The following is a 20,101-nucleotide window of genomic DNA, read 5'->3' as shown; positions in this document are numbered from 1 at the left end:
TTTGTTAAAGAATAATTGTTGGCGGAGGAAAAAAGTGAAGTTCTTGAAGTGGTTAAATCTAATTCCCCTTGTAATGTTTGTGATTAGGGATATGCTCGGAATAGCTGATATTAATCCTATATGGATGATAGTTGTTGCGGCATTTGTCATAATGAATGTTTTTATGGCTAAAAGCATGAAGGAGTATCTCCTGTCTTCGTTATTATTGCTGATATCATGCGTTGCCGGAATGGTACTAAGTACATATTATTACTACTATTTTATTAGTTCTGATTTTGAAACGCCTATTGTCGGTGCTTTCATTGCGATGGTCTATGGAATATTTGTGCTTGTGCTGGCGGGAGTTGGTACAGCTGTCTTTGCCATCAGGAACAGAAAAGAGGCCTTGAAAAATGGAGATATTTGATATAACTGACGACAATGGCTTTCCGACCGGAGAGACGGTTAGCAGAAGTGATGCACATGACAATGGTATTCCTCACAGGACAGCTCATATATGGATCGTGAGAAAAGAGGGAGGAAAATATCAGGTCCTTCTTCAGAAAAGAAGCGCTGAAAAGGAATCTTTTCCCGGGATGTATGATACATCATCGGCAGGACATATACAGGCGGGAGATGAACCGCTTGAGTCAGCTCAGAGAGAACTGTTCGAGGAACTTGGAATAAAGACTGTAGCCGGTGATCTTACTTTTGCAGGGAAGTTCCACATAAAGTATGAGATGGAATTCCATGGAAAAATGTTTAGGGACAATGAAGTTGCTTTTGTTTATGTGTATGAAAAGCCGGTGGATATTTCCAAGCTGAAGCTTCAGACAGAGGAAGTAGAAGAAGTCAGGTGGTTTGATATCGATAAAGTCCATGAGGGATGCATACACAGGGATGGCACATTTTGTGTTCCAATGGAAGGGCTTGAGACAGTAATGAAGTATCTTAAGGAAAAAGAAGAGAGACTAAGATGAAGAAAATAGTAGTGACAGCGCTTGTGCTGATAATGGTAATAGGAACAGTAGGATGTGGTGCGAAAAAAGAAGATGCAGCGATAATCGGTGGAGCTGACGGTCCAACATCTATTTTTCTGGCATCAAAAGTGAGTGATCCTGTGGTATCAGGAACCTGGCAGACAGCATCCATAGGCTATGAGACTGATGGGGATATGCAGCCTGAATACTATGTACAGTTTGGTGATGCAGAGATAATTTATGGTCATATGGAAAATAATGATTTTGTTCCGGATCATTTTGATAGTATTTCGCTATTCGAGGAACTGAAGACTGGAGGATACAAGATTCAGGCAGAGTCTGATAACGGAGTACAGTACACGTATCAGTCTTCTGAAGAAAATGCGGATATCCTGGAATATTATGAGACATGGAACGAGGATGAGTTTTCAGAGAAGTACAGTGGCGGCGCTTCTCTTAGCAGATGTGATTAAACTTTAGGCTATAGCTTGTTTTGAACAGTGAGTAATGAGGGAAACATGAAAAGACGAGTAGTAATATTAGTGCTTGCATTATGTCTTGTGGCTGGATGCGGTAATAGAAATAAAACTGTTACAGACAATGAGGATAGTAGCATGGCAAGCGCTGATAAAGTGGTTCAGGATGAAAATAGCAATGATGTAAGCATTGAAGAACCAACTGAGGATGAAGGTAGTGCTATAGGATTAGACGCATCCAAAATCATAGAAGATCAGTCATTTGATATTGGGCTAAATGGATGGGGAGACGTAAGATTTGTATCTTGTCTGCCGGATACAGATAAAAATCCGTTGTCAGATGCTACGTTTTATATCATGGATGATGAGAAAGTGATTTATAAAATGCCTTCTGTTTACGAAAACGACATCAGAGAATGGGGGATTTTTGAGGACATTTCTTTTGTTGCATTCAAGGATATAAACGAAGATCAGAAAGATGAGGTAATTGTAGGAGAACTATACGTTACCGGTGCCGGACCGCAGGGGATGTTACCACGTACAGAGGTAAGAGTTTTCGAGGATAAGGGAGATGCATTTGAATATGCTAAGGATCTAAGCGAGTATATAAATGATACTATGCCTGATGATGGCACAATTTATGATGTTTATGAGAAAGCTGATAGGTTTAAACAGAATGATTTAGACAGCAGTTCCGATAAAACCCTTACTGAGGATAGTACAGGAGGAATAGGCAAAGCTCAGGAAGAGGGATATGATCGCACGTACCTTGAAGAAAAAGACGGGGTCTATACATACAGGTTGGCAGATGCATCCATCATTGAAAAATATGATGAGTTGTATACAGGTGCGTTTTCCAATTTCATAGATTCATATAACGAAGTAATGAAATGGCAGAACCAGAGCTATAGATCAAAAGAGAAATATACTGCAAATAGTCTTGTGCTAAGGAATAATGAAGAAAACAGCGTTGTTAAAACAGGCTCATATTATGAAATGGATTTTGACTTTAACCTTGATAATGTAGGCTATACCTATGTTGATCTTGATAGTGATGGAACCTTTGAACTTATATTTGGCATTTTAAAATATGATGAGTGGACTCCTGATAATATCTTTGAAAGAGCTTATGGCTTGGTGAATGGAAGAGCAATTAAGATTTGTGAAGGCGGAAGCAGGGACTATCACTGGCTTGGTTCAGATGGATATATTTATGAGACTGGAAGTAGCGGGGCTGCTTATAGCGGAACATCCAGGCTCCGGTATGACAGTTCGCAGTTAAAGGTTGATGAAGATACAGATTGGGGCAGTCAGGGCTTTATAGAAGAGGAGTTCCTGGGATACTGGGAAAGACCTGTGCATATTAATGGACCCTATTATGATATAGATGAAGCAGCAAGGCGTCCAGAAAGCGAAATATCAGATGATGAGTGGAGAACACTTATGGACGAATGGGATTCAAGACAGGTTGGAATAGAATGGCTTAAAATGTCGGATTATATAGCGAAGTATCATTTGTTAGATTCCTGATTTTTAATTTTATGAAGAGTATTATAATCAGATTTAGCCGTGCTAATTTTGTAGTCATAGGCTTATAAATCAAATTTATATGAGAGAATAAGTGATGGGAATAACAAAAACAGATTTTATGAGAGGAATGCAATGCCAGAAAATGCTCTGGCTTGATAAACATAAACCAAGGCTGAAGGTTATTCCACCTGAAGTTCAAGAAAGGCTTGATGCAGGCAATGATTTTGGCGACAGGGCTATGGGCATGTTTGGTGATTATAAGGAAATGACCATTTTGCGACCGGGTACGAACTATCCTGATACTAAAGCCATGGCTGAAAGGACGACAGAGCATATTCGGTTAGGAACGCCAGTCATTTGTGAAGCAGCTTTTATCTATTACAACAACTATTGTGCAGTAGATATACTTAGAAAAACTGAAGAGGGATATGATTTTTACGAAGTTAAAAATTCTCCTGAAGTGCATGAACAGTACATTAAGGACTGTGGATTTCAAAACTATATTCTAAGCAGATCCAAGATAGATGTAGGAAATATATTTGTCGTGACTCATGGCGAAGATGAGGATAATCCATTTGTGATAAATGATGTTACAACAGAAGCCAAGGGGCTATATAAATGGGTTAACGATAATATTTGGAATCTGAATAAAATGCAGAAAAATCCAGAAGAAATACAGGTTGAAGTTGGGGAACAGTGCTGTAACCCTTATGAATGTTGGTATTATGGTTATTGTCATAAGTAGAAATAGGAGTGATTAGAATGACCTTAGAGCAATTGATGTCCTTTGAAAATATAGATGATTATAACATTTGGTGGTATGGTTTAGGAATCGCCGATGACTACATGGATGATGAAAAACTGCTAAAAAAGCCTCAAAAGACCAGACCGTTGAGAAATGCAAATTTGGACTGTGTATATCTTATTATGTCAGGTGAGACGGGAAAAACATGCAGGTACAGATTTGCAATCAAACTTATTGAAACAGGAAATGATGACTATTTTGAATGGGAGAGAGTTCCACTAAATTTGGATGAATATGGAAGCCGTATAGTTTTTTATCGTGAGAGCGGTTTTTCATTCTATAACAGTGCTAAAACTGCAAAAGACTTTGTTGTAGATGAAATATGGGGCAAGGTTACTAATCGTACAGTAACGCCATTTTCCACGTATGATGAGGTGGAGCTGTCATTTTCAGAGTTAAGAGAGACTGTTGATAATCATTATCCGGATTATTATAAAGCGCTGTCCTGTGTTAAAGGAATATATATGATTGTGGATGGCAATACCGGTAAATTATATGTTGGCAGTGCATATGGCAAGGATGGTATCTGGGGAAGGTGGAGTTCCTATTCAGAAACATATCATGGACAAAATGAAGAGCTTTTAAAACTTTATCATGAGTACGGAGCTGACTACTTCCAGAAATTTAAATATATAATTCTTCAGGTTCTTCCTATGAAATTGTCAGATAGGGAAGTTATTGATAGAGAGAATGCTTATAAGCAACGTTATATGACACGTGAGTTTGGATTGAATAATAATTAGGATGATAATTATGTAAAGAGGATTTCCGCTAAGGCGGGAGTCCTCTTTTGCGCATAAGAATAGTAAAGAACCAGTAATGTGCCCCTGTTAGTCATTTAGTTTATTGTTAATGGATATTTTATAAAGTGATAATTTTATGATGATAAAATTAATCTGCTAGATTAGCAATAAAGTAGAATTAGTATTTTTTAAATAGCGAGGTGTACTTATGGATTTAGATAGATCAGAAAATTTGAAAGATCCGGGTTACTCGTGCTTAAGATGTCATATGTGGAAAGGCCCGAGACGGGGATATGATCCTGTCAGGTGTGATAGATATGCATCTGGAAGATGTGAGGCTGATGGAAGGTTTCACAAAAATGATGATTGTTGCCAGGATTATATTCGGCTAGATAAACATTCAGAATACCAAAAATTCAAGAGGAAGTTACAGGATTTCGAAAGAAGCACAAAAAATACGAAAAAATCCCGTAGATCAAGTAAAACTAAAAGTGGTAGTAAAGGTGGAGGTTTATTATTCGTCATAATTATTTTGTGCCTTATCGGGATGTGTGGTAAAAGGACGACACAAAAAAATGAGCAACAAACAGAAAAAATAACTGTATCAACAGAATCAGAGTTTATATTTGAGGATTCTGATAAAAGATTTTTGACTGATGATGAGGTAAAAAATCTTTCGAAGGATGAGATAAGAATAGCTATTAATGAAATTTATGCACGCCGTGGAAGAGCATATGAAACACCGGAACTAAAAGAATACTTTTCTTCGAAGAGTTGGTATAATCCACAATATTCAAAATCGGAGTTCTCTGAAGAGGTTTTTAACGAGTATGAAAAGGCTAACATAAAGCTTCTTGTTAAGTATAGATAGAGTGGGGGTCTTATGGATAAGCAATATTTAATGGTTAGGGCAATGACATCACAAGAAATCCATTTTCGAGAGTTCTTTGATAATAGCGTTGTTGCAGTAGGATGGAGTCAGATTAACTTTACAGATTATAGTGACAGGGAGCTATTAAAGGAGGCAGTAAAAGAGGAATATTATTTCGATAAAAGTGGACCCCATGTGGCTATGAATTTAAATGAGTGTGCTAGGTTCAGTGGGATTTTAGCAGGGGATCTTATAATTGTTCCTTATTATTCAGGAATAGCATTGGCTATAGCGGAATCTGAGGCGCTATTTTCAGAAAAAGCAGCTGAGATTGATTTGGGAAATCAACATAAGGTGTCATACTTATATAAGGATGGAGATATTCTTAGCGTGCCGCGCAATAATTTGTCGGAGGGGTTACAAAGGAGATTGCGTGTTCCTGGAATGTCAGTTTCTGATTTGTCGGAATTTTCAGATGAGATAGAGAAGTTGTTTTCACACCCAGATTCGTATTCGTATTCTAATGAAGCTAAAGAAAAAGAAGATGCATTACAAAAACAGTTTAAAAAGGATCTGCTTAAGAATATACAAAACGGGAAGACCAATTTACAGACAGGTGGAATTGGTATGGAAAATCTGGTTAAAGAGTTGTTTGAGTGTGAAGGGTATTATGCAAGAGTAATGGCCAAGACCTCATTTAAGGGAAGTGCTGATGCAGATGTTGAGGCGTGGAGGGATGATGCCTTTGCTTCGATTCGAATATTTGCACAGGTCAAGCATCATAGTGGGACTACAGGTAATGAAGGAATCAGGCAAATTGTTAAGGTTATTGAATCTAAAGTGATCGCTGGAGAGAACTGTAAAGGAATGCTTATAACAAGTGCTAAAATCTCAGAAGAAGATGCAAGAATAGCTGAGGACAATAATATAGACGTTGTCGATGGAGATAGGTTGGTAGAAATCATATATTCAAATTTGGGTCGATTATCAAAGGGAACACTTGATAAGCTTGGAGTTGTAATGGTTCCGTCTGTTTTAGGTTAAATAATATGGAGCAGGATATATGCTCATTGGGATTATAAATATAACTTCTAGATGATTTGCGAAGGAGGAATGAGAATGCCGAAGGGAGAACCTAATAAAAATACGGTACGAGTTGACCGTTATCAGAAAAAAGCAGGATATAAAGTGAAAAGTTTTAAGCTAAAAGGTGATCTGGCAGAACGATTTGCTGAAGCGTGTGATAAAGCAGGGGTGAGTCAGGCGGCCAAGATAAGTGAATTAATGGAAAAATTTATAAGTGATGTCGAGCAGGGACAATAGTTGTAATGATGTAAAGATTGTCAGACATATTGTAAAAAACTGAGTATTTTTCAAAACAAAATATGATGTGAGAAATAATTTGCGTGAGGCAGCAGATCATTAAGAATGTGGTCTGCTGTTTTTATTATTTTTTTAAACGGAAAATAGGGTTTTAAAAAATATTTGAAAAATTTTCTTTTAGTAGGTTGTAAAATTCTTTCTCTCTGTGGGTATAGGTGAAAGGGCAAATAAATCCCTTCGTCGGACTTTGAAAACTGAATAATCATTCATCAGGTACAGTCCTGTACTGTGGAGCCGCAAGGGTACGCCTTGAGCGAGATAGCCCCTCTGGAATGCCGGTAGCACCGGTATGGCGAAGATAGGTACAGGGATAATGAGACTTCCGCTCAGCCACAACTAAACGTAATGGGAGCGGCCCGGCGAGACCCGCGGGGAGGAGAGAACCTATGGAGCTGTGCTGCAGCCGCCTGATGATTTCCCGGAATCTGAAGATTCATTGTATCGGGGTGTCGAGGACAAGTAGATACGTTAATTTCGCTGGAATATTACGAGGGTGTTCCTTCTATATAACAATATGGAAGGGCTCCCTCTTTACATAAAAAAGATAGAAGAAGGTGGTGATGGGTATGAATGAAATCCAGCGTGGCGAAATCTATCTTGCAGATCTTGGCGAGGGAGTTGGTTCTGAACAGAAAGGCATAAGGCCGGTTCTTATTGTGCAGAACAACAGGGGAAATAAGTATTCCCCGACAGTAACAGTATTACCAATTACAACTAAGATACACAAAAGCAGCGGGCTTCCTACCCATGTGATTCTTGATGGAGTGGGTGGGCTTAAAGAAAAATCAGCAACGATTGCTGAGCAGATCATGACAATAGACAAAACTAGGTTGATCGAATATATGGGGATTCTCGATGAAAAGTTCATGAGAAGATGTATCGATAATTCGATTCTGGTGCAACTTAATATTGATAATAAGAAAAGAGGGAAAAAGGATGGAAAGAGTAGAAAAATACGAAATAAGACTGTGCGAAAGGCCGACACTGACTGTAGAAGAAGCGGCAGCTCTCTACAATATAGGTGAACATAAACTCAGGGATCTTACTGAGCAGGACTCATGTCCCTATGTTTTGTATGTGGGCCGCAAAAGACTTATAAAGAGAAAGCAGTTTGATGACTATATAGCAAAGGCGTTCTCTATATAATCGGTATCATGGATGGATTGCGGTTATGATGATATTCTTCAAGAAAAACATGAAGGAGGTCACATATGGATAATGAAAACAGCAGTCTGGAATCTCAAAGCAATAATACGAAATTTGTGAAAATCAATGAGATAAGGCTCAGTGAAAGACCAACACTTACAATCGAAGAAGCAGCGGCTCTCTATAACATCGGAGAGAATAAACTGCGGGAATTGACGGATGCAGATGAGTGTAAGTTTGTTTTGTTTGTTGGCCGTAAGCGGCTTATTAAAAGAAAACAATTTGATGAATATATAGGAAGGTCTTTTTCTATATAAAAATCGACATCATGGTGTGAAACAGGTTGGTGTGCTAATTTCAAGGCATATCAACCTAGTTTTTTTGGAAGGAGGAAATGAATGGAACGAAGAAAAGATTCTAATGGTAGGGTTTTAAAAGAAAATGAAACCCAGAGAAAAGATGGTACATATATGTATCGCTGGAGAAGCAGTATTGGCAAGAGGGAGACCATATATGCACCGACACTTGATAAGCTCCGTGAAAAGGAAGATAACATCCAGAGGGACAAGTACGATGGAATTCGAACAGATGCAAAAAATGTTACATTGAATGAAGTCTTCGATCTTTGGAAGATCATGAAAAAGGGACTTAAGGATAATACTTTTCAGAACTATATGTATACATGGGAGCGATTTGTGAGGGATGACATAGGAAAGAACAGAATTGTTACCCTGAAAAAATCTGATATAAGAAGATATTATAACAAGATGCTGGATGAGAGAGGTCTGAAGGTTGCAACCATCGATAGTATACATACCGTACTCCATCAGGTTTTGGATGTTGCCGTTGAAGACGGATATATCAGAAACAACATTGGTGATAAGGCCATAAAAGAATTGAAGCAGTCAAGAAATCTTGGCTCCGAAAAGAGAATGGCCCTTACGGTTGAACAGCAGGATCTTTTCCTTGAATATCTTAGGGTGACACCTATGTATAATCACTGGTATCCGGTATTCGCTTTTATGCTTGGGACGGGTTTAAGGGTAGGAGAGATAACTGGCCTTCGTTTCGAAGATGTTGATGAGGAAGAAGGATTGATTGATGTGAATCACACCCTAGTTTACTACCAGCATTCTGATAATGGATGCTACTTTGGAATCAATACGCCAAAGACGAAAAAGGGAGAGAGAACAATCCCGATGATGAAGTCAGTAAAAGAGGCCCTGGAACAGGAAAAGGAATATCAGGAATATACCGGGATTCACTGTAAGGTGAGTATTGATGGATATACCAATTTCATTTTTGTTAATCAAAATGGAAATGTTCAGAACCAGAGTACTCTTAATAAGGCACTTAAGAGAATCATTAGAGACTGTAATCAAAAGGTGCTTGATAACAGAAAGGGAAATGAAAAGGTGATACTTCTTCCTAACTTCAGCTGCCATAATCTCAGACATACATTTGCAACGAGATTGTGCGAAGCCGGTGTAAATATAAAAGTAATTCAGGAGCTCCTGGGACATACGGATATATCAACTACGCTTGATATATATACTGATGCAACAAAGGATTTTAAAAAGAAGGAGATGCTGAATTTTGAGGAATTCATGAATAAGAAAGATAACGAATAATACATAGCGTCGTGAGTCTGATCATGGGATCTGGCACATGGCGCTATTTTCATTCCTCTTTTCCATATAAAAGGCGGTGAGTCGTTTTGATATGATTCATCGCCTTCCCTTTCCCAGGTTAGGAGTGTATATTAATATAGTAACTACTTGGGACATTAGCGCAGCTGGGAGCGCGTCGCACTGGCAGTGCGAAGGCCACGGGTTCAAGTCCCGTATGTTCCATCAAAGCTAATTGAGGGGGTAACAGAATATGGAAAAGTCATACTTTGACGGAGGGCTTTTACAGCTTATACGGATTTTGTCAGATGATAGTGCCTGAAATTAGATGGATGATGATAGAACCGGAGTTATGATACATAGCGTCGTGAATTTGATCAGGAGATCAGATGCATGGCGCTTATATTATTTGGAGGTGTCATGACTAGGAAAAATGGAATACCAACATGGATCAATCTGTATTATGTGTTGGTAATGAAGGAAAGAGGAATTATTAGAACTTTGCAGGAATATAGAGCTGTATACAGGGCAGCGCTTTTGCTTATTGAGGATATGGATGAAAATGAGCTGGACGTTGTTGGGGAAATCGTTATGAGTACCAAGGGATGTGTTGACAGGTTCAGGTGTTTTCCTAGGATTATGCGTCCGCGAGTTGCGGACTAATAATTTACACCCACCTATACACCCATAATACACCCGCTGGGTGTAAACGAGTGCCAAACTAAGATATAAGGTGCTAGGTGTAGGGTGGGAAAAGGCAGGTGCTGACAGGCTTTGACGGGGTATGACAAATGTTGAAAAATCCTAGGAGCTCTTCCCGACTTTGAAATCATCAAAGTAATTGATAAATCCGGTACTGAACCGGATATGCGTAGAGGCTTGAAAAACTTCTATTGATTTGGATATGCGTAGAAGCTTGATAAAACTTTATTGTGCATATTTTCGGGCGCCCTTGTGGCGCCCGTATTCTTGATCATCAGATGTGGTTGCATTCCTGGGAGTGCTTGCGCCCGTATTCTTGACTAAAGGGGGTGTTCCCCGCGCCACACTACTGATTCGTGGCTCCGCTCATCATTCTGTTGGGTGGAAATTTCCATTTTTTGACTAAAACATTGATGCTGCTGCTATTTAGTCATGGTTTTCTTTCATTATGATAGGTGGATAAGCTATTTCGTACCTAAGTGTTATTTTAGCCATTTTGATGCGTTTTTTATCCTAAAAAGCTCAAAAAATCTTTCGCCTAAAACGGATTTTTGGTTTAGGTGAGAGATTTTGCTATTATAAGGGTTATGACATGTCTTTAAAGCATAGACATATTATGATATAATATGTCTATATAAGCTAGGAGGTGCCAATCATGTTTGCATTACAAGAGACAATCAGACCATCAGCTGATTTGAGAAATCATTATAACGATATATCTAAGCAGTGCAGGGAAGAGAAAGAGGCAGTTATCATTACTGTAAACGGCAGAGGCGATACTGTGTCTCTTTCATATGAGGAGTATAAGAGAATCAAGGCAAGGCTTGAGTTGCTGGAAATTCTTGCAGAGGCAGATGAGGATGTTAAGAATGGACGTGTAGCGCCTATTCAGGATACATTTGATGACCTTAGGAGTATCCTGAAGGAGGGACTGAATTGAAATACAAGATGATTCGTACTGATACCGCAGATTCCCTCATCAGAAAGATCATTCTTTATGTGGCAGAGAACTTTGGAAACGATGTTGCTCTGGAAAAGCTCGATGAGCTTGAAAAAGATATCATGTCGCTTGGAGATGATCCTTATATAGGTGTTGATCCAAAGTATGCGGTTCTTAGAAGGCAGGGCTACAAGGTCTTGATAACAAAGATGGATCTCGTGTTTTACAAGATTGATGAGAAAAATAAGGTCGTGACGGTCTATGCCGTTGTTGACCAGAGACAGGACTACCTCAGTATAATCAGAGGTTTGTAAAACTGAATAACATACATGTTGATTGGTAGGGACGTTCAATTTTGAGCGTCCCTTTTTGAAAGGAAATTGGCATATAGTCCAATGTTTTGTTGGTCGTAAATCAAATTTAAAAACCAATAGTCTATTGTTAAAATTTTGATAATGATTAAGAGGTGATTGATTTAAGGCAGACCACGATATGTCAGAGATTCCAGGAATTATCAAAGGAATCATTAAAGGGAAAATATGTACAACTGCATAATCCGGTGCTCCGTAAGGTGGCACTGGAACAGATCCGGGCTCTGCAGCAGGTGAATACTATATGATTCTTTGACGAGCTTTACCTCGTAGTCGATAACATCTTTTGTACGTTTCTCTATAAGGGTAAGGTCATCGCTCCCGCAGTCAGGACAATTTTTTAATGTGTGCTTTTCGCGGTCAGTAATTTCACTTTCCGAAAGCGGAGCAAGGGTGTGTTTTTTGTGACCGGGCTGTCCGCCACGCTTCTTTCCGGATTTTACCCGAGAGTTAGGAATTACTTTTTTCTTGCCTATGGGAGTCTGGCTGGTGGGAAGAGAGCTGTTGGTGCCATCAGTATTATTCTTTGCTTTTTCTTTTGCCAGAGCATCCTTTAGTGCTTCTACCTGAGCTCTTAATTTATCGCTTTCAGAATCTGATGCATCGTTATTTGTCCCAAGTATGGCATCCATACGAGACTGGAGTTCGGCGCATTTTTCCTTATACTCATCAAGCTCTTTGGCCATATCTTCCTGATCAAAGACGGAGTCCATTGCCTTTGCATCAAAGTTTTCTGTAATGATAACCTGCCTGTGATATAAATCCTTATATCTTTCCAGCTGGTTTTTCAAATGCTGGTTTTCCTGCGTCAGTCTATTGATGGTTCTGATATTTTTGGCTTTCTCTTCATTGGTGTAAGTTCCTGCAGCAAGCTGGTCGAGTTTTTTCTGCAGTTTTCTGTTTTCGTTTTGGAGTTGTAAGTTTTCTTTGCGTCTATACTCGTAAGCCTGCTCTAAAGTCATTTTCAGCCCTGTTTAGTCCTTTTTGATTTTAATTCTTTTAGTTCCTGCTTCAGCATTGCGTTTTCTTCAAGCAGCCGCCTGACTTCATCTTTAAGCCCTTTCATAGTCTTGGGCATTTCATAGTCATCGGGGGATGGAACATAATTAGGACTTCGTTTTTTTCCGCGACCGTCGGTTGGAATAATTTCCCCTGTTTCTTCGTTTAGCCTGCCTATAAGAGTTCTCTTTGACCGGGATTGTTTCTTTTCTTTGTCCCAAAAAGATTTGCATTCATAGACATACGTGATTCCGGATCTTTTATCTTTTTGATGAATTATAGACATGATTTCACCTCCTATATCGTCATGTATATAGTATAACACATGACGATATTTAACACAATAGAAAAATGCCAAAAAGCATAGGAAAAATCTAGGTTTTTGGCATTTGATGCTGTGGTGAATTAATGGTTATGTATTTTCCTTGTGGTGAAAAAATGAGTCCGGAATGCAGATAGGCTGTGAATAGTAACACAGGAACAGGAATTCGACTATACAGGTATAGTTATAGGACAGCATATTAAGTAAACTGTAGTCAGTAGCAGCAATGATGCATAAGAAAATCCACTGGAGTGTTAAGAGGAAATATATATGAAATATGCAGTTATAGATCTTGAAATGTGTATGGTTCCTAAGGGATTTAGGAAAAGTGGTTATAAATATCGTCAGGAAACTATTCAGATTGGAGCAGTTCTTCTTGATGAGGAATATGAGGTTATAGACGAGTTTAATACGTATGTGAGACCTGAATTTGGATACATAGATAGCTTTATCGAGAATTTGACTGGTATTTCTCAGAGAGATGTTGAGAATGCTCCTTGCTTTGAAGAAGCTTTGGAATCTTTCCTGGATTGGCTGCCGGCAGATGATGTCAGATGTGTATCCTGGAGCAACTCTGATCCTAAGCAGATTATCCGTGAAACATTTGAAAAGGGTATAGAGGATGATCGCCTTGAGATTATCTTTGCAAACTGGATTGACTGTCAGAAGACCTTCGGACGGAAGATGGATAGAAGAATGGCATATAGCCTTGAGGAAGCGCTTTTTATATCTAACATAGCACCTGAAGGAAGAGCACATGATGGACTTGTTGATGCTGCCAACACAGCAGTTCTTTTCACAAAGCTGGAGACAGATCCTGATTACAGGCTCAATGAGCTGTATGAGACTGCAAGAAAAGAGGATGTTGATCACCTGAGTTTCTGTATGGGAGATTTGTTTGCAGGATTAGCGTTGGCATAATAAAGGAGGAACGAAGTTATGGCATTTGAGAGAACAATACGCGTCACTGGTAAAGGAAATCTTAAGGTAAAGCCTGACATGACCAGGATAACTATTACGCTGGAAGGGGTAAAAAAGGAATACTCCAGCACGCTGAAACAGTCATCTGAGGATACAGAAGAATTAAAGAAAATACTGAAGAAGCATGATTTTTCAAGTGAGGATGTTAAGACGATCTCTTTTAATGTTGAAGTTGAGAATGAGAGTTACCATGACAAAAATGGAGACTGGAAAAGTAGATTCGTCGGATATAGATTCAGTCATGTTCTTAAGGTTGAGTTTGAGTCTGATAATGACAGACTTGGAAAGATTTTATATTCCCTTGCTAATGCATTGATAATTCGCCCTGAGTTTAGGATAAGCTTCTTTGTGAAGGATGAGACAGCTGCGAAGAATGAACTACTTGGTAAGGCTATAAAGGATTCTGGGGATAAAGCTAAAATACTGACTGCAGCTGCAGGAGTAACGCTCGGAGATATACAGACTATTGATTATTCCTGGGGGCAGATCAATATGGAAATCGCTCCTATGCACATGGATATGCTTTGTTGTGAAACTGCAAAATGCAGTACTGATGGCTATGATATGGATATTGAGCCAGATGACATCGATATAACTGATACAGTTATGGTTGTATGGGGAATATGCTAAAGATTGATGAGGGGAGTGCAGAATGGGATATATTGATTTTGTATTAAGAAGTTTTATAGGAAGTCATTCTGATATTATTGTGTTTTGGTTTGGATATATTGAACTGACAGCTTTTTTATCGGTGCTATTGCATATAGTGCTTTTCAAGAACGAGCTTAAGAAGGATTATCCGGATATTCCTTATAATCAGGATACGGGATGGCTTCATGGAGAGTAACATGATAGAAAAATAAGAACGTGCAATTCACCAAAATAGATATGTAACTGGCAACCCAAAAGGATTATCTTGTATATAGAGATACCACACCGTTTTCAGAGAAGTTATGGAGGGCGGGATCATGAAAAAGACGATAATTACTCTTGTAACAGCATTCGCTGTAGCGATTACCATATTTGGAAGTATACATATGAGTGTAGGCGCATATAACAGCCAGTGTGCTAAATCTGGATGCACCAGGAAGAGAAGTACCGGCAGCATCTACTGCTACGAGCATAAGCCTACCACAGCATCAAGCAGCAGCTCTTCATACAGTAGCAAGAAGAGCTCTTCAAAGAAGTCATATTCAAGTTCCAAGAAGAAATATGATTCCTATGATGTTTACGATTATAAATCCGCTCAGGATTTTGCTGATGATAAATATGAAGAATTCTACGACTATGAAGATGACTACGATGATGAAGATGAAGCTTATGATGCAGCTGAAGATTATTGGAATGATCATCACTGATCAGAAAGGAGCTTGTTATGAAGGGACCTTTTGATGATATGTTTGGAAATACTCCATTTGATCTGAATAATGACGGGCATATAGATGCCGGTGAATTGGCTTTTATAAATGATACAGTTTTCAAGGAGGATGATGATTCATCCGATTTTGATGATGAGGAAGATGAACTCGAGGACGAGCTTGAAATGGCTGGCCTTTCCAGGGATGAGCTGGAGATGATGGATCCGGATGAGAGACGTGAAGCCCTCGAGGATGCAGGTTTTGATGCTGATGATTTTGATGATTTTGATTTTTAAGCAATTTACAAAACCTCTTCCGACGCAGAGTTGGTGGAGGTAGTTCATGGAGATCTGTGTTATTAAATGAGGAGGAGTTAACAGTCCTCACTGTTTCAATACTAAAAATAAAAAAGAAAACTACGGAATTGATAACGTAGTAAGTTTAAGGAGATTCCAGTGGGCAAAAAGACAAGGCAGGAAACAATAGATGAACTGACCCTGGCGTTAATGTATCTGACACGCTTTAATGACAGGGAGGGAAGCCATTTCAATGAGATGGCATGGAAAGGATACGACTTTGATTCTATTGAGCGGTTAGACCAGAGTGATTATATATTTGATCCTAAGCGTAGCAGGGGCGGCGCATATAAGCATGCATATTTGACAGAAAAAGGCCGTCAGAGAGCGAGGGAGATACTTAAGGAACTGGATGCGGAGGATCAAAAGCTGTATGAGAGGTTCGAGTTCCGCACAATAAAGCCGGAAGAAGCAGATGAAGCTGCTGAGATTGAGCAGATCTGTTTCCCACCTAATGAAGCATGCACTCCGGAGCGTATAAAGGAAAGAATTTCAGTGGCTGCAGACTTTTTCTATGTGGCAATCGATAAAGAAACCGGAAAGATGGCGGGATTTCTTAATGGTATTGCTACAGATGAGTATGATTTTCGTGATGAATTCTTTACGGATGCAGAGCTCCATAATGCAGACGGCAAGAATATAATGATTCTTGGGCTTGATGTCCTGCCAGAGTACCGGAAGCAGGGGCTTGGAAGAGAGCTTGTATATAATTACTGTCGCAGGGAACAGAATCGTGATAGAAAAAGACTTGTCCTTACTTGTCTCCCCAATAAAGTGAAGATGTATACAAAATTCGGATTTTTGGATCGCGGAGAAGCTGCATCTACATGGGGTGGAGAAAAATGGCATGAGATGGATATTTTTCTAAATTAAGGTTTTTCGCAAAATGAATATGAGAGGGGTAGGATATTTTGGAAGAGATTTTTGATGTAACAGATGATAATGGATTTCCTGTGGGCAGAACGGTCACAAGATCTGAGGCACACGATAAGGGAATTTCGCATAGGACTGCTCATACATGGATAGTCCGTAAGGCTGGTGGTTCATATGAGGTGTTGCTACAGAAGAGAAGCTCCAATAAGGAATCGTTTCCTTCAATGTATGACACTTCTTCAGCTGGGCACATCCAGGCAGGTGATGATCCGCTGGAATCAGCGCAGAGAGAACTGTTCGAGGAGCTGGGAATAAAAGCGCATGAGGGTGACTTTACTTTTGCCGGTAAGTTCCATATAAAATACGAGATGGAATTCCATGGCAAGATGTTCAGGGATAATGAGGTTGCTTTCGTATATGTCTATGAAAAGCCCGTGGATGAGACAAAGCTCGTCCTCCAGACCGAGGAAGTAGAAGAAGTTAAGTGGTTCAACATAGATGAAGTACTTGAAGGTTGCAAACATCGGGACGGAACATTCTGTGTTCCGATGGAAGGGCTTGAGACTGTGATGAAATATCTGGGATATGATCATGCGTAATCTTCGGGAAAAATAAGAATATCGCGGATCATTGTAGTGATGAAATCACGGCATTTTCCGCAGCCGGTACCACATCCGGTTGCTTTCTGGACTTTTTCATATGTATCTGCACCATTTTTGACTGCATCGAGTATTTTGCCATAATTAATGTTCTTGCAGGAGCATGCGATTTTATCTCTTTTCATATCAGATTATCCTTCCAAAGATTGATTGTGACAGTATAGATATCGGCAGTTGTTTGAAGGGATATTACGTGTATTATCAAAAAAGGTAGGGGTTATTGTTGCAAATAAGAGAATTAACAGAGGCTGAGCGAGCGACCTACGATGAAATGACTAAGAATGCAAAACAGCTCACGATCTTCGGGACGGAAGAGGAGTTGGATGTGAAGGATTTTATGAAGATTCCTGCTTCAGAGATAGACCTTCGATATGTTTCTTTTACGTATGGTGATTCAATGCCGACATTTGCTGTTCAAGGCGGTAAGGAATATCGCGGGCAAGTATACACTTATGATGAAATCCTTAAGATTATCGATAAGTATGGTTTGCCGCAGAATTGGAATGATGATGGTGCCCATGGTCCGGAACGCTATATAGAGGTTCATATTTGGAAAGAGGCATAAGAACATGAGTCTACAATTTGTAAAAGCAAGCACTTCTGATGCTTTGACAATAAATGGAATATCTAAAAGAGCTTTTGACAGCGATGTTCAGGTCGGAGCCCCTTCAGTAGGTGGTCCTCCTGGATATATGTCTGTGCCTTATCATACCAAGATGGCCAGATCAAATCACTTGTACAAGTTAATCGATAATGGATTGATTGTTGGCGGAGCTATTCTGTTTCCTGATAAAGACAAGCTGAACATCGGAAGGATATTTGTAAGTCCAGAGCATTTCCGTAAAGGCTATGGAATCTACATGATGCAGGAAATTGAGGCGATGTTTTCAGATGTAAAGGAATTCACGTTGGATACGCCCATCTGGAATGTCAGAACAAATGCATTTTATTCTAAGCTTGGGTATACAGAAGCAAGACGTGATAACGAGTTTATTTATTATTCTAAGAAACATGAGTGAAAGAGGTAAGTATGGCATCAACTAAAGAGTACCTGGATTTTATATTAGAACAGCTTTCGGGGCTTGATGAAATAACATATAAGGCAAGTATAGGGATAGATTATAACTTTTGAAATAAAAGAGGACGCTGATTATGGATATCAATATAATAGAGAACTTCATCAGAAAACAAAAAGTTGCTTTTATTTGCTCTGTTGATGAAGAGGGATTTCCTAATGTAAAAGCAATGCTGAAACCGAGAAATATCGATGGTATGCAACGCTTCTATTTTTCTACAAATACGTCTTCCATGAGAGTAAAACAGTATAGGAATAATCCAAATGCCTGCATATACTTTTATCACAAAGGGCTGATTAAGAATGTTGGTGTTATGCTGAAGGGAAAAATAGAAGTCTTTACCAATCAAGAAGCAAAAGATATGATCTGGCTAAAAGGCGACACCGTGTTTTATAAGGGTGGTGTTACCAATCCGGATTACTGTGTTTTGAGATTTAGAGCAGAGAGCGGAAGGTATTATTGCGATTTGAAAACTGAGAGTTTTTCGATAGACCAGTAGCACTATATTTCGGAATATAAAAGTAGCGAATGTTGAAAAAATCGGCAGGAAAAACCTGCCGATTTTTAAACGTGGAAATGGTTGATAAGTATGGCTATGATATGTATAATATATGTATTGATACAATACGATTTGAGTGGGATGAAAACAAAAACATAATTAATCAGGAAAAACATGGAGTTTCTTTTGAAGAAGCCAAGACGGTGTTTTATGATGAATTTGCACTGTTGGAATATGATAAGAAAAACTCCGGTACAGAGGATTGCTTCCGTATTCTTGGATTAAGTAAGAAGGGTAATGTTTTACTAGTTGCTCACTGTACCAGAGAGAATGACACAATAATCAGGATTATATCTTCACGTAAGGCTACACCAAACGAGAAGAAAGGCTATGAAAGGAGCAGAAGATCATGAAAAGACTTAACGATGATGAATTTTTGGAACAGGAATTTGACCTCAGTAAAGCTGTTAAGAATCCCTATGCTAAGAAGCTACACAAGAAGATAACAATGAATGTTGATGCTGATGCCCTTGAGTACTTTAAAAGTCAGTCAGCAGATTCCGGTATACCTTATCAGACGCTTATAAACCTTTATCTGGTCGATTGTGCAACTTCAAAAAAGAAGTTAAAAATGACTTGGAAATGATGATGCATAAGTTCGCATTATTCCCCATATTTTAGTTCTGTGTTTTCTCTTTCGGGAAATTTTCGGGAAAAACTGGTACGAAATCGGGAAAAAGTGGGAAGGTTATATTTTTTTTTATCAAAATTACTGTGTTATATTTACAATGGACAAAGCGATAGGGAAAAACAAAAACACTTCCCCAGCCGCCGAGTCCATTTTCTTTTGCAAAAGAATAACGGTGAATGAAGCGTCAGCTTGTGAATGTGAAATGCAGTTGTAGGTTTGGCGCTTTTCTTTTGCCCAAAATCAGACAGCCAGCGGATGACGATCCAAGGCATACTACAACAAAAGAAAGGATAACACATTTATGGATTATGAGAATTTCAAAGAGAGGTTCGTGGAGGACTTGAAGGATTCTCTTCTTGATGATCTGAAGGCGAAGAGGGAAGAAGTTGCTAAAGCACCTAAGAAGGAGGCTGTAGAAAAGGCAACCAAGTCAAAGGGCGGCGAAGCGATCTGATCTTAGCTAATGCTACAAGACGGATGTAAGCGATAACAGTATAGTAGAGCTTTGGAAACATGATATAGAGGCAGGCAAACTATAATCTACTAGGAATGATTCTTTACACATATTATTACTACTACTTTGTCAGCGCTAATCCTGAGGCTCCGATTTTTGGTGCGGCTATCATGATGATTTATGGCATTATAGCTTTTGCTGTTGCAGCAGTTGGAACTGTTGTGGTGGTAATAAGAGAGAGAATGGCAGAGAAAAAGAGACAATGAGGCGAAAAGAAAT

The 20,101-nt window shown here is 39.1% G+C and carries 33 protein-coding genes, 1 tRNA gene and 1 pseudogene; 32 read left to right on the top strand and 3 right to left on the bottom strand.

From position 1 onward, the window contains the following. Nucleotides 1–34: 34 nt before the first annotated feature. From T543_RS01460 to T543_RS01385, 17 genes are all read left to right on the top strand, one after another. On the top strand, nt 35–406 hold the full coding sequence (locus T543_RS01460) for a hypothetical protein (RefSeq protein ID WP_035764978.1): 372 nt from the start codon (nt 35–37) through the stop codon (nt 404–406). Further along, nucleotides 393–959 carry an NUDIX hydrolase gene (locus T543_RS01455; protein ID WP_035764975.1) on the top strand — a complete coding sequence of 189 codons (567 nt, stop codon included), beginning with the start codon at nt 393–395 and terminating at the stop codon, nt 957–959. The genes T543_RS01460 and T543_RS01455 overlap by 14 nt, the downstream gene beginning before the upstream one ends. Then, nucleotides 956–1,432 carry a hypothetical protein gene (locus tag T543_RS01450; protein WP_035764972.1) on the top strand — a complete coding sequence of 159 codons (477 nt, stop codon included), beginning with the start codon at nt 956–958 and terminating at the stop codon, nt 1,430–1,432. Before T543_RS01455 ends, T543_RS01450 begins: the two co-directional genes overlap by 4 nt. A gap of 45 nt (nt 1,433–1,477) precedes the next feature. Next, nucleotides 1,478–2,965: a hypothetical protein gene (locus T543_RS01445; RefSeq protein ID WP_035764969.1), complete on the top strand. Its 1,488-nt coding sequence runs from the start codon at nt 1,478–1,480 to the stop codon at nt 2,963–2,965. Between the two features lie 94 nt (nt 2,966–3,059). Then, nucleotides 3,060–3,710, top strand: coding sequence for a hypothetical protein (locus T543_RS01440; RefSeq protein ID WP_035764966.1), 651 nt, complete (start codon nt 3,060–3,062; stop codon nt 3,708–3,710). Nucleotides 3,711–3,727: 17 nt separating this feature from the next. Next, complete coding sequence (locus T543_RS14930; RefSeq protein ID WP_051638451.1) at nt 3,728–4,513, top strand: GIY-YIG nuclease family protein; 786 nt, start codon at nt 3,728–3,730, stop codon at nt 4,511–4,513. Between the two features lie 208 nt (nt 4,514–4,721). Next, entirely contained in the window at nt 4,722–5,384 is a 663-nt protein-coding gene (locus T543_RS01430) for a YARHG domain-containing protein (protein WP_035764964.1), read from the top strand. Nucleotides 5,385–5,396: 12 nt separating this feature from the next. Further along, nucleotides 5,397–6,428, top strand: coding sequence for a restriction endonuclease (locus T543_RS01425; protein ID WP_035764962.1), 1,032 nt, complete (start codon nt 5,397–5,399; stop codon nt 6,426–6,428). Nucleotides 6,429–6,503: 75 nt separating this feature from the next. Next, nucleotides 6,504–6,707 (top strand): hypothetical protein, encoded by a 204-nt coding sequence (locus T543_RS01420; protein ID WP_035764959.1) that lies wholly within the window; start codon nt 6,504–6,506, stop codon nt 6,705–6,707. A 626-nt stretch (nt 6,708–7,333) separates the two neighbouring features. Further along, nucleotides 7,334–7,792: a type II toxin-antitoxin system PemK/MazF family toxin gene (locus tag T543_RS01415; RefSeq protein ID WP_035765842.1), complete on the top strand. Its 459-nt coding sequence runs from the start codon at nt 7,334–7,336 to the stop codon at nt 7,790–7,792. Continuing rightward, nucleotides 7,704–7,913 carry an excisionase gene (locus T543_RS15540; protein WP_081679474.1) on the top strand — a complete coding sequence of 70 codons (210 nt, stop codon included), beginning with the start codon at nt 7,704–7,706 and terminating at the stop codon, nt 7,911–7,913. The genes T543_RS01415 and T543_RS15540 overlap by 89 nt, the downstream gene beginning before the upstream one ends. Nucleotides 7,914–7,978: 65 nt before the next feature. Next, complete coding sequence (locus tag T543_RS01410; protein WP_051638450.1) at nt 7,979–8,230, top strand: excisionase; 252 nt, start codon at nt 7,979–7,981, stop codon at nt 8,228–8,230. An 81-nt stretch (nt 8,231–8,311) separates the two neighbouring features. Then, nucleotides 8,312–9,544, top strand: a complete 1,233-nt coding sequence (locus tag T543_RS01405; RefSeq protein WP_035764957.1) for a site-specific integrase — start codon at nt 8,312–8,314, stop codon at nt 9,542–9,544. 149 nt (nt 9,545–9,693) lie between these two features. Then, nucleotides 9,694–9,766, top strand: a tRNA-Ala gene (locus tag T543_RS01400). 168 nt (nt 9,767–9,934) lie between these two features. Beyond that, the gene (locus T543_RS01395; protein WP_026492897.1) at nt 9,935–10,204 is read left to right on the top strand and encodes a hypothetical protein; all 270 of its coding nucleotides are present in this window, start codon (nt 9,935–9,937) and stop codon (nt 10,202–10,204) included. Nucleotides 10,205–10,898: 694 nt separating this feature from the next. Next, a complete protein-coding gene (locus T543_RS01390; protein ID WP_035764954.1) occupies nt 10,899–11,183 on the top strand; it encodes a type II toxin-antitoxin system Phd/YefM family antitoxin in 285 nt (94 codons plus the stop codon). Continuing rightward, the gene (locus tag T543_RS01385) at nt 11,180–11,497 is read left to right on the top strand and encodes a type II toxin-antitoxin system RelE/ParE family toxin (protein ID WP_035764951.1); all 318 of its coding nucleotides are present in this window, start codon (nt 11,180–11,182) and stop codon (nt 11,495–11,497) included. The genes T543_RS01390 and T543_RS01385 overlap by 4 nt, the downstream gene beginning before the upstream one ends. Nucleotides 11,498–11,709: 212 nt before the next feature. Here the strand turns inward: T543_RS01385 and T543_RS01380 are convergent, their stop codons facing one another. Both T543_RS01380 and T543_RS01375 read right to left on the bottom strand, forming a co-directional pair. Beyond that, complete coding sequence (locus T543_RS01380) at nt 11,710–12,516, bottom strand: DUF6444 domain-containing protein (RefSeq protein ID WP_035764948.1); 807 nt, start codon at nt 12,514–12,516, stop codon at nt 11,710–11,712. Between the two features lie 2 nt (nt 12,517–12,518). After that, nucleotides 12,519–12,839: a hypothetical protein gene (locus T543_RS01375; RefSeq protein ID WP_022770946.1), complete on the bottom strand. Its 321-nt coding sequence runs from the start codon at nt 12,837–12,839 to the stop codon at nt 12,519–12,521. Between the two features lie 306 nt (nt 12,840–13,145). On the opposite strand from T543_RS01375, the gene T543_RS01370 reads away from it, so the two are divergent. The 7 genes from T543_RS01370 to T543_RS01340 all read left to right on the top strand — a co-directional run bounded on the left by T543_RS01370 (nt 13,146) and on the right by T543_RS01340 (nt 17,042). Next, nucleotides 13,146–13,796, top strand: coding sequence for a 3'-5' exonuclease (locus T543_RS01370; RefSeq protein ID WP_035764941.1), 651 nt, complete (start codon nt 13,146–13,148; stop codon nt 13,794–13,796). A gap of 18 nt (nt 13,797–13,814) precedes the next feature. Beyond that, nucleotides 13,815–14,486 (top strand): SIMPL domain-containing protein, encoded by a 672-nt coding sequence (locus tag T543_RS01365; protein ID WP_035764939.1) that lies wholly within the window; start codon nt 13,815–13,817, stop codon nt 14,484–14,486. A 22-nt stretch (nt 14,487–14,508) separates the two neighbouring features. Beyond that, on the top strand, nt 14,509–14,703 hold the full coding sequence (locus T543_RS01360; RefSeq protein ID WP_035764936.1) for a hypothetical protein: 195 nt from the start codon (nt 14,509–14,511) through the stop codon (nt 14,701–14,703). A gap of 121 nt (nt 14,704–14,824) precedes the next feature. Further along, nucleotides 14,825–15,214, top strand: a complete 390-nt coding sequence (locus T543_RS01355; protein WP_035764933.1) for a hypothetical protein — start codon at nt 14,825–14,827, stop codon at nt 15,212–15,214. Between the two features lie 17 nt (nt 15,215–15,231). Beyond that, complete coding sequence (locus tag T543_RS01350; RefSeq protein ID WP_035764930.1) at nt 15,232–15,510, top strand: hypothetical protein; 279 nt, start codon at nt 15,232–15,234, stop codon at nt 15,508–15,510. Nucleotides 15,511–15,669: 159 nt separating this feature from the next. Then, the gene (locus T543_RS01345) at nt 15,670–16,443 is read left to right on the top strand and encodes a DUF6429 family protein (RefSeq protein ID WP_330369912.1); all 774 of its coding nucleotides are present in this window, start codon (nt 15,670–15,672) and stop codon (nt 16,441–16,443) included. Between the two features lie 38 nt (nt 16,444–16,481). Continuing rightward, entirely contained in the window at nt 16,482–17,042 is a 561-nt protein-coding gene (locus T543_RS01340) for an NUDIX hydrolase (RefSeq protein WP_051638449.1), read from the top strand. Here T543_RS01340 and T543_RS01335 read toward each other — a convergent pair. Beyond that, on the bottom strand, nt 17,033–17,227 hold the full coding sequence (locus T543_RS01335) for a (2Fe-2S)-binding protein (protein WP_035764925.1): 195 nt from the start codon (nt 17,225–17,227) through the stop codon (nt 17,033–17,035). The two genes, T543_RS01340 and T543_RS01335, sit on opposite strands and share 10 nt — an antisense overlap. Nucleotides 17,228–17,325: 98 nt before the next feature. Here T543_RS01335 and T543_RS01330 point away from each other — a divergent pair, with 98 nt between their 5' ends. From T543_RS01330 to T543_RS15790, 8 genes and pseudogenes are all read left to right on the top strand, one after another. Next, complete coding sequence (locus T543_RS01330; protein ID WP_197023907.1) at nt 17,326–17,667, top strand: hypothetical protein; 342 nt, start codon at nt 17,326–17,328, stop codon at nt 17,665–17,667. Nucleotides 17,668–17,671: 4 nt separating this feature from the next. Further along, nucleotides 17,672–18,121 carry a GNAT family N-acetyltransferase gene (locus T543_RS01325; RefSeq protein WP_035764923.1) on the top strand — a complete coding sequence of 150 codons (450 nt, stop codon included), beginning with the start codon at nt 17,672–17,674 and terminating at the stop codon, nt 18,119–18,121. A gap of 11 nt (nt 18,122–18,132) precedes the next feature. After that, nucleotides 18,133–18,216 (top strand): annotated as a pseudogene (locus T543_RS15800) (TfoX/Sxy family protein); the annotation flags it as partial. Nucleotides 18,217–18,254: 38 nt separating this feature from the next. Beyond that, entirely contained in the window at nt 18,255–18,677 is a 423-nt protein-coding gene (locus T543_RS01320; RefSeq protein ID WP_035764922.1) for a pyridoxamine 5'-phosphate oxidase family protein, read from the top strand. 29 nt (nt 18,678–18,706) lie between these two features. Beyond that, nucleotides 18,707–19,090 (top strand): BrnT family toxin, encoded by a 384-nt coding sequence (locus tag T543_RS01315; RefSeq protein WP_330369911.1) that lies wholly within the window; start codon nt 18,707–18,709, stop codon nt 19,088–19,090. Next, nucleotides 19,087–19,323, top strand: coding sequence for a CopG family antitoxin (locus T543_RS01310; RefSeq protein WP_051638448.1), 237 nt, complete (start codon nt 19,087–19,089; stop codon nt 19,321–19,323). Before T543_RS01315 ends, T543_RS01310 begins: the two co-directional genes overlap by 4 nt. A gap of 346 nt (nt 19,324–19,669) precedes the next feature. After that, nucleotides 19,670–19,822 carry a hypothetical protein gene (locus tag T543_RS15795; protein WP_155843106.1) on the top strand — a complete coding sequence of 51 codons (153 nt, stop codon included), beginning with the start codon at nt 19,670–19,672 and terminating at the stop codon, nt 19,820–19,822. A gap of 95 nt (nt 19,823–19,917) precedes the next feature. Continuing rightward, nucleotides 19,918–20,088 carry a hypothetical protein gene (locus T543_RS15790; RefSeq protein ID WP_155843104.1) on the top strand — a complete coding sequence of 57 codons (171 nt, stop codon included), beginning with the start codon at nt 19,918–19,920 and terminating at the stop codon, nt 20,086–20,088. The last annotated feature ends 13 nt before the right edge of the window (nt 20,089–20,101 follow it).

The sequence above is a fragment of the Butyrivibrio sp. NC2002 genome (assembly GCF_000702265.1).
GTDB lineage: Bacteria > Bacillota > Clostridia > Lachnospirales > Lachnospiraceae > Butyrivibrio.
Note: the sequence above shows the minus strand (reverse complement) of the source record. Positions and strands in the feature narration are given on the sequence as shown.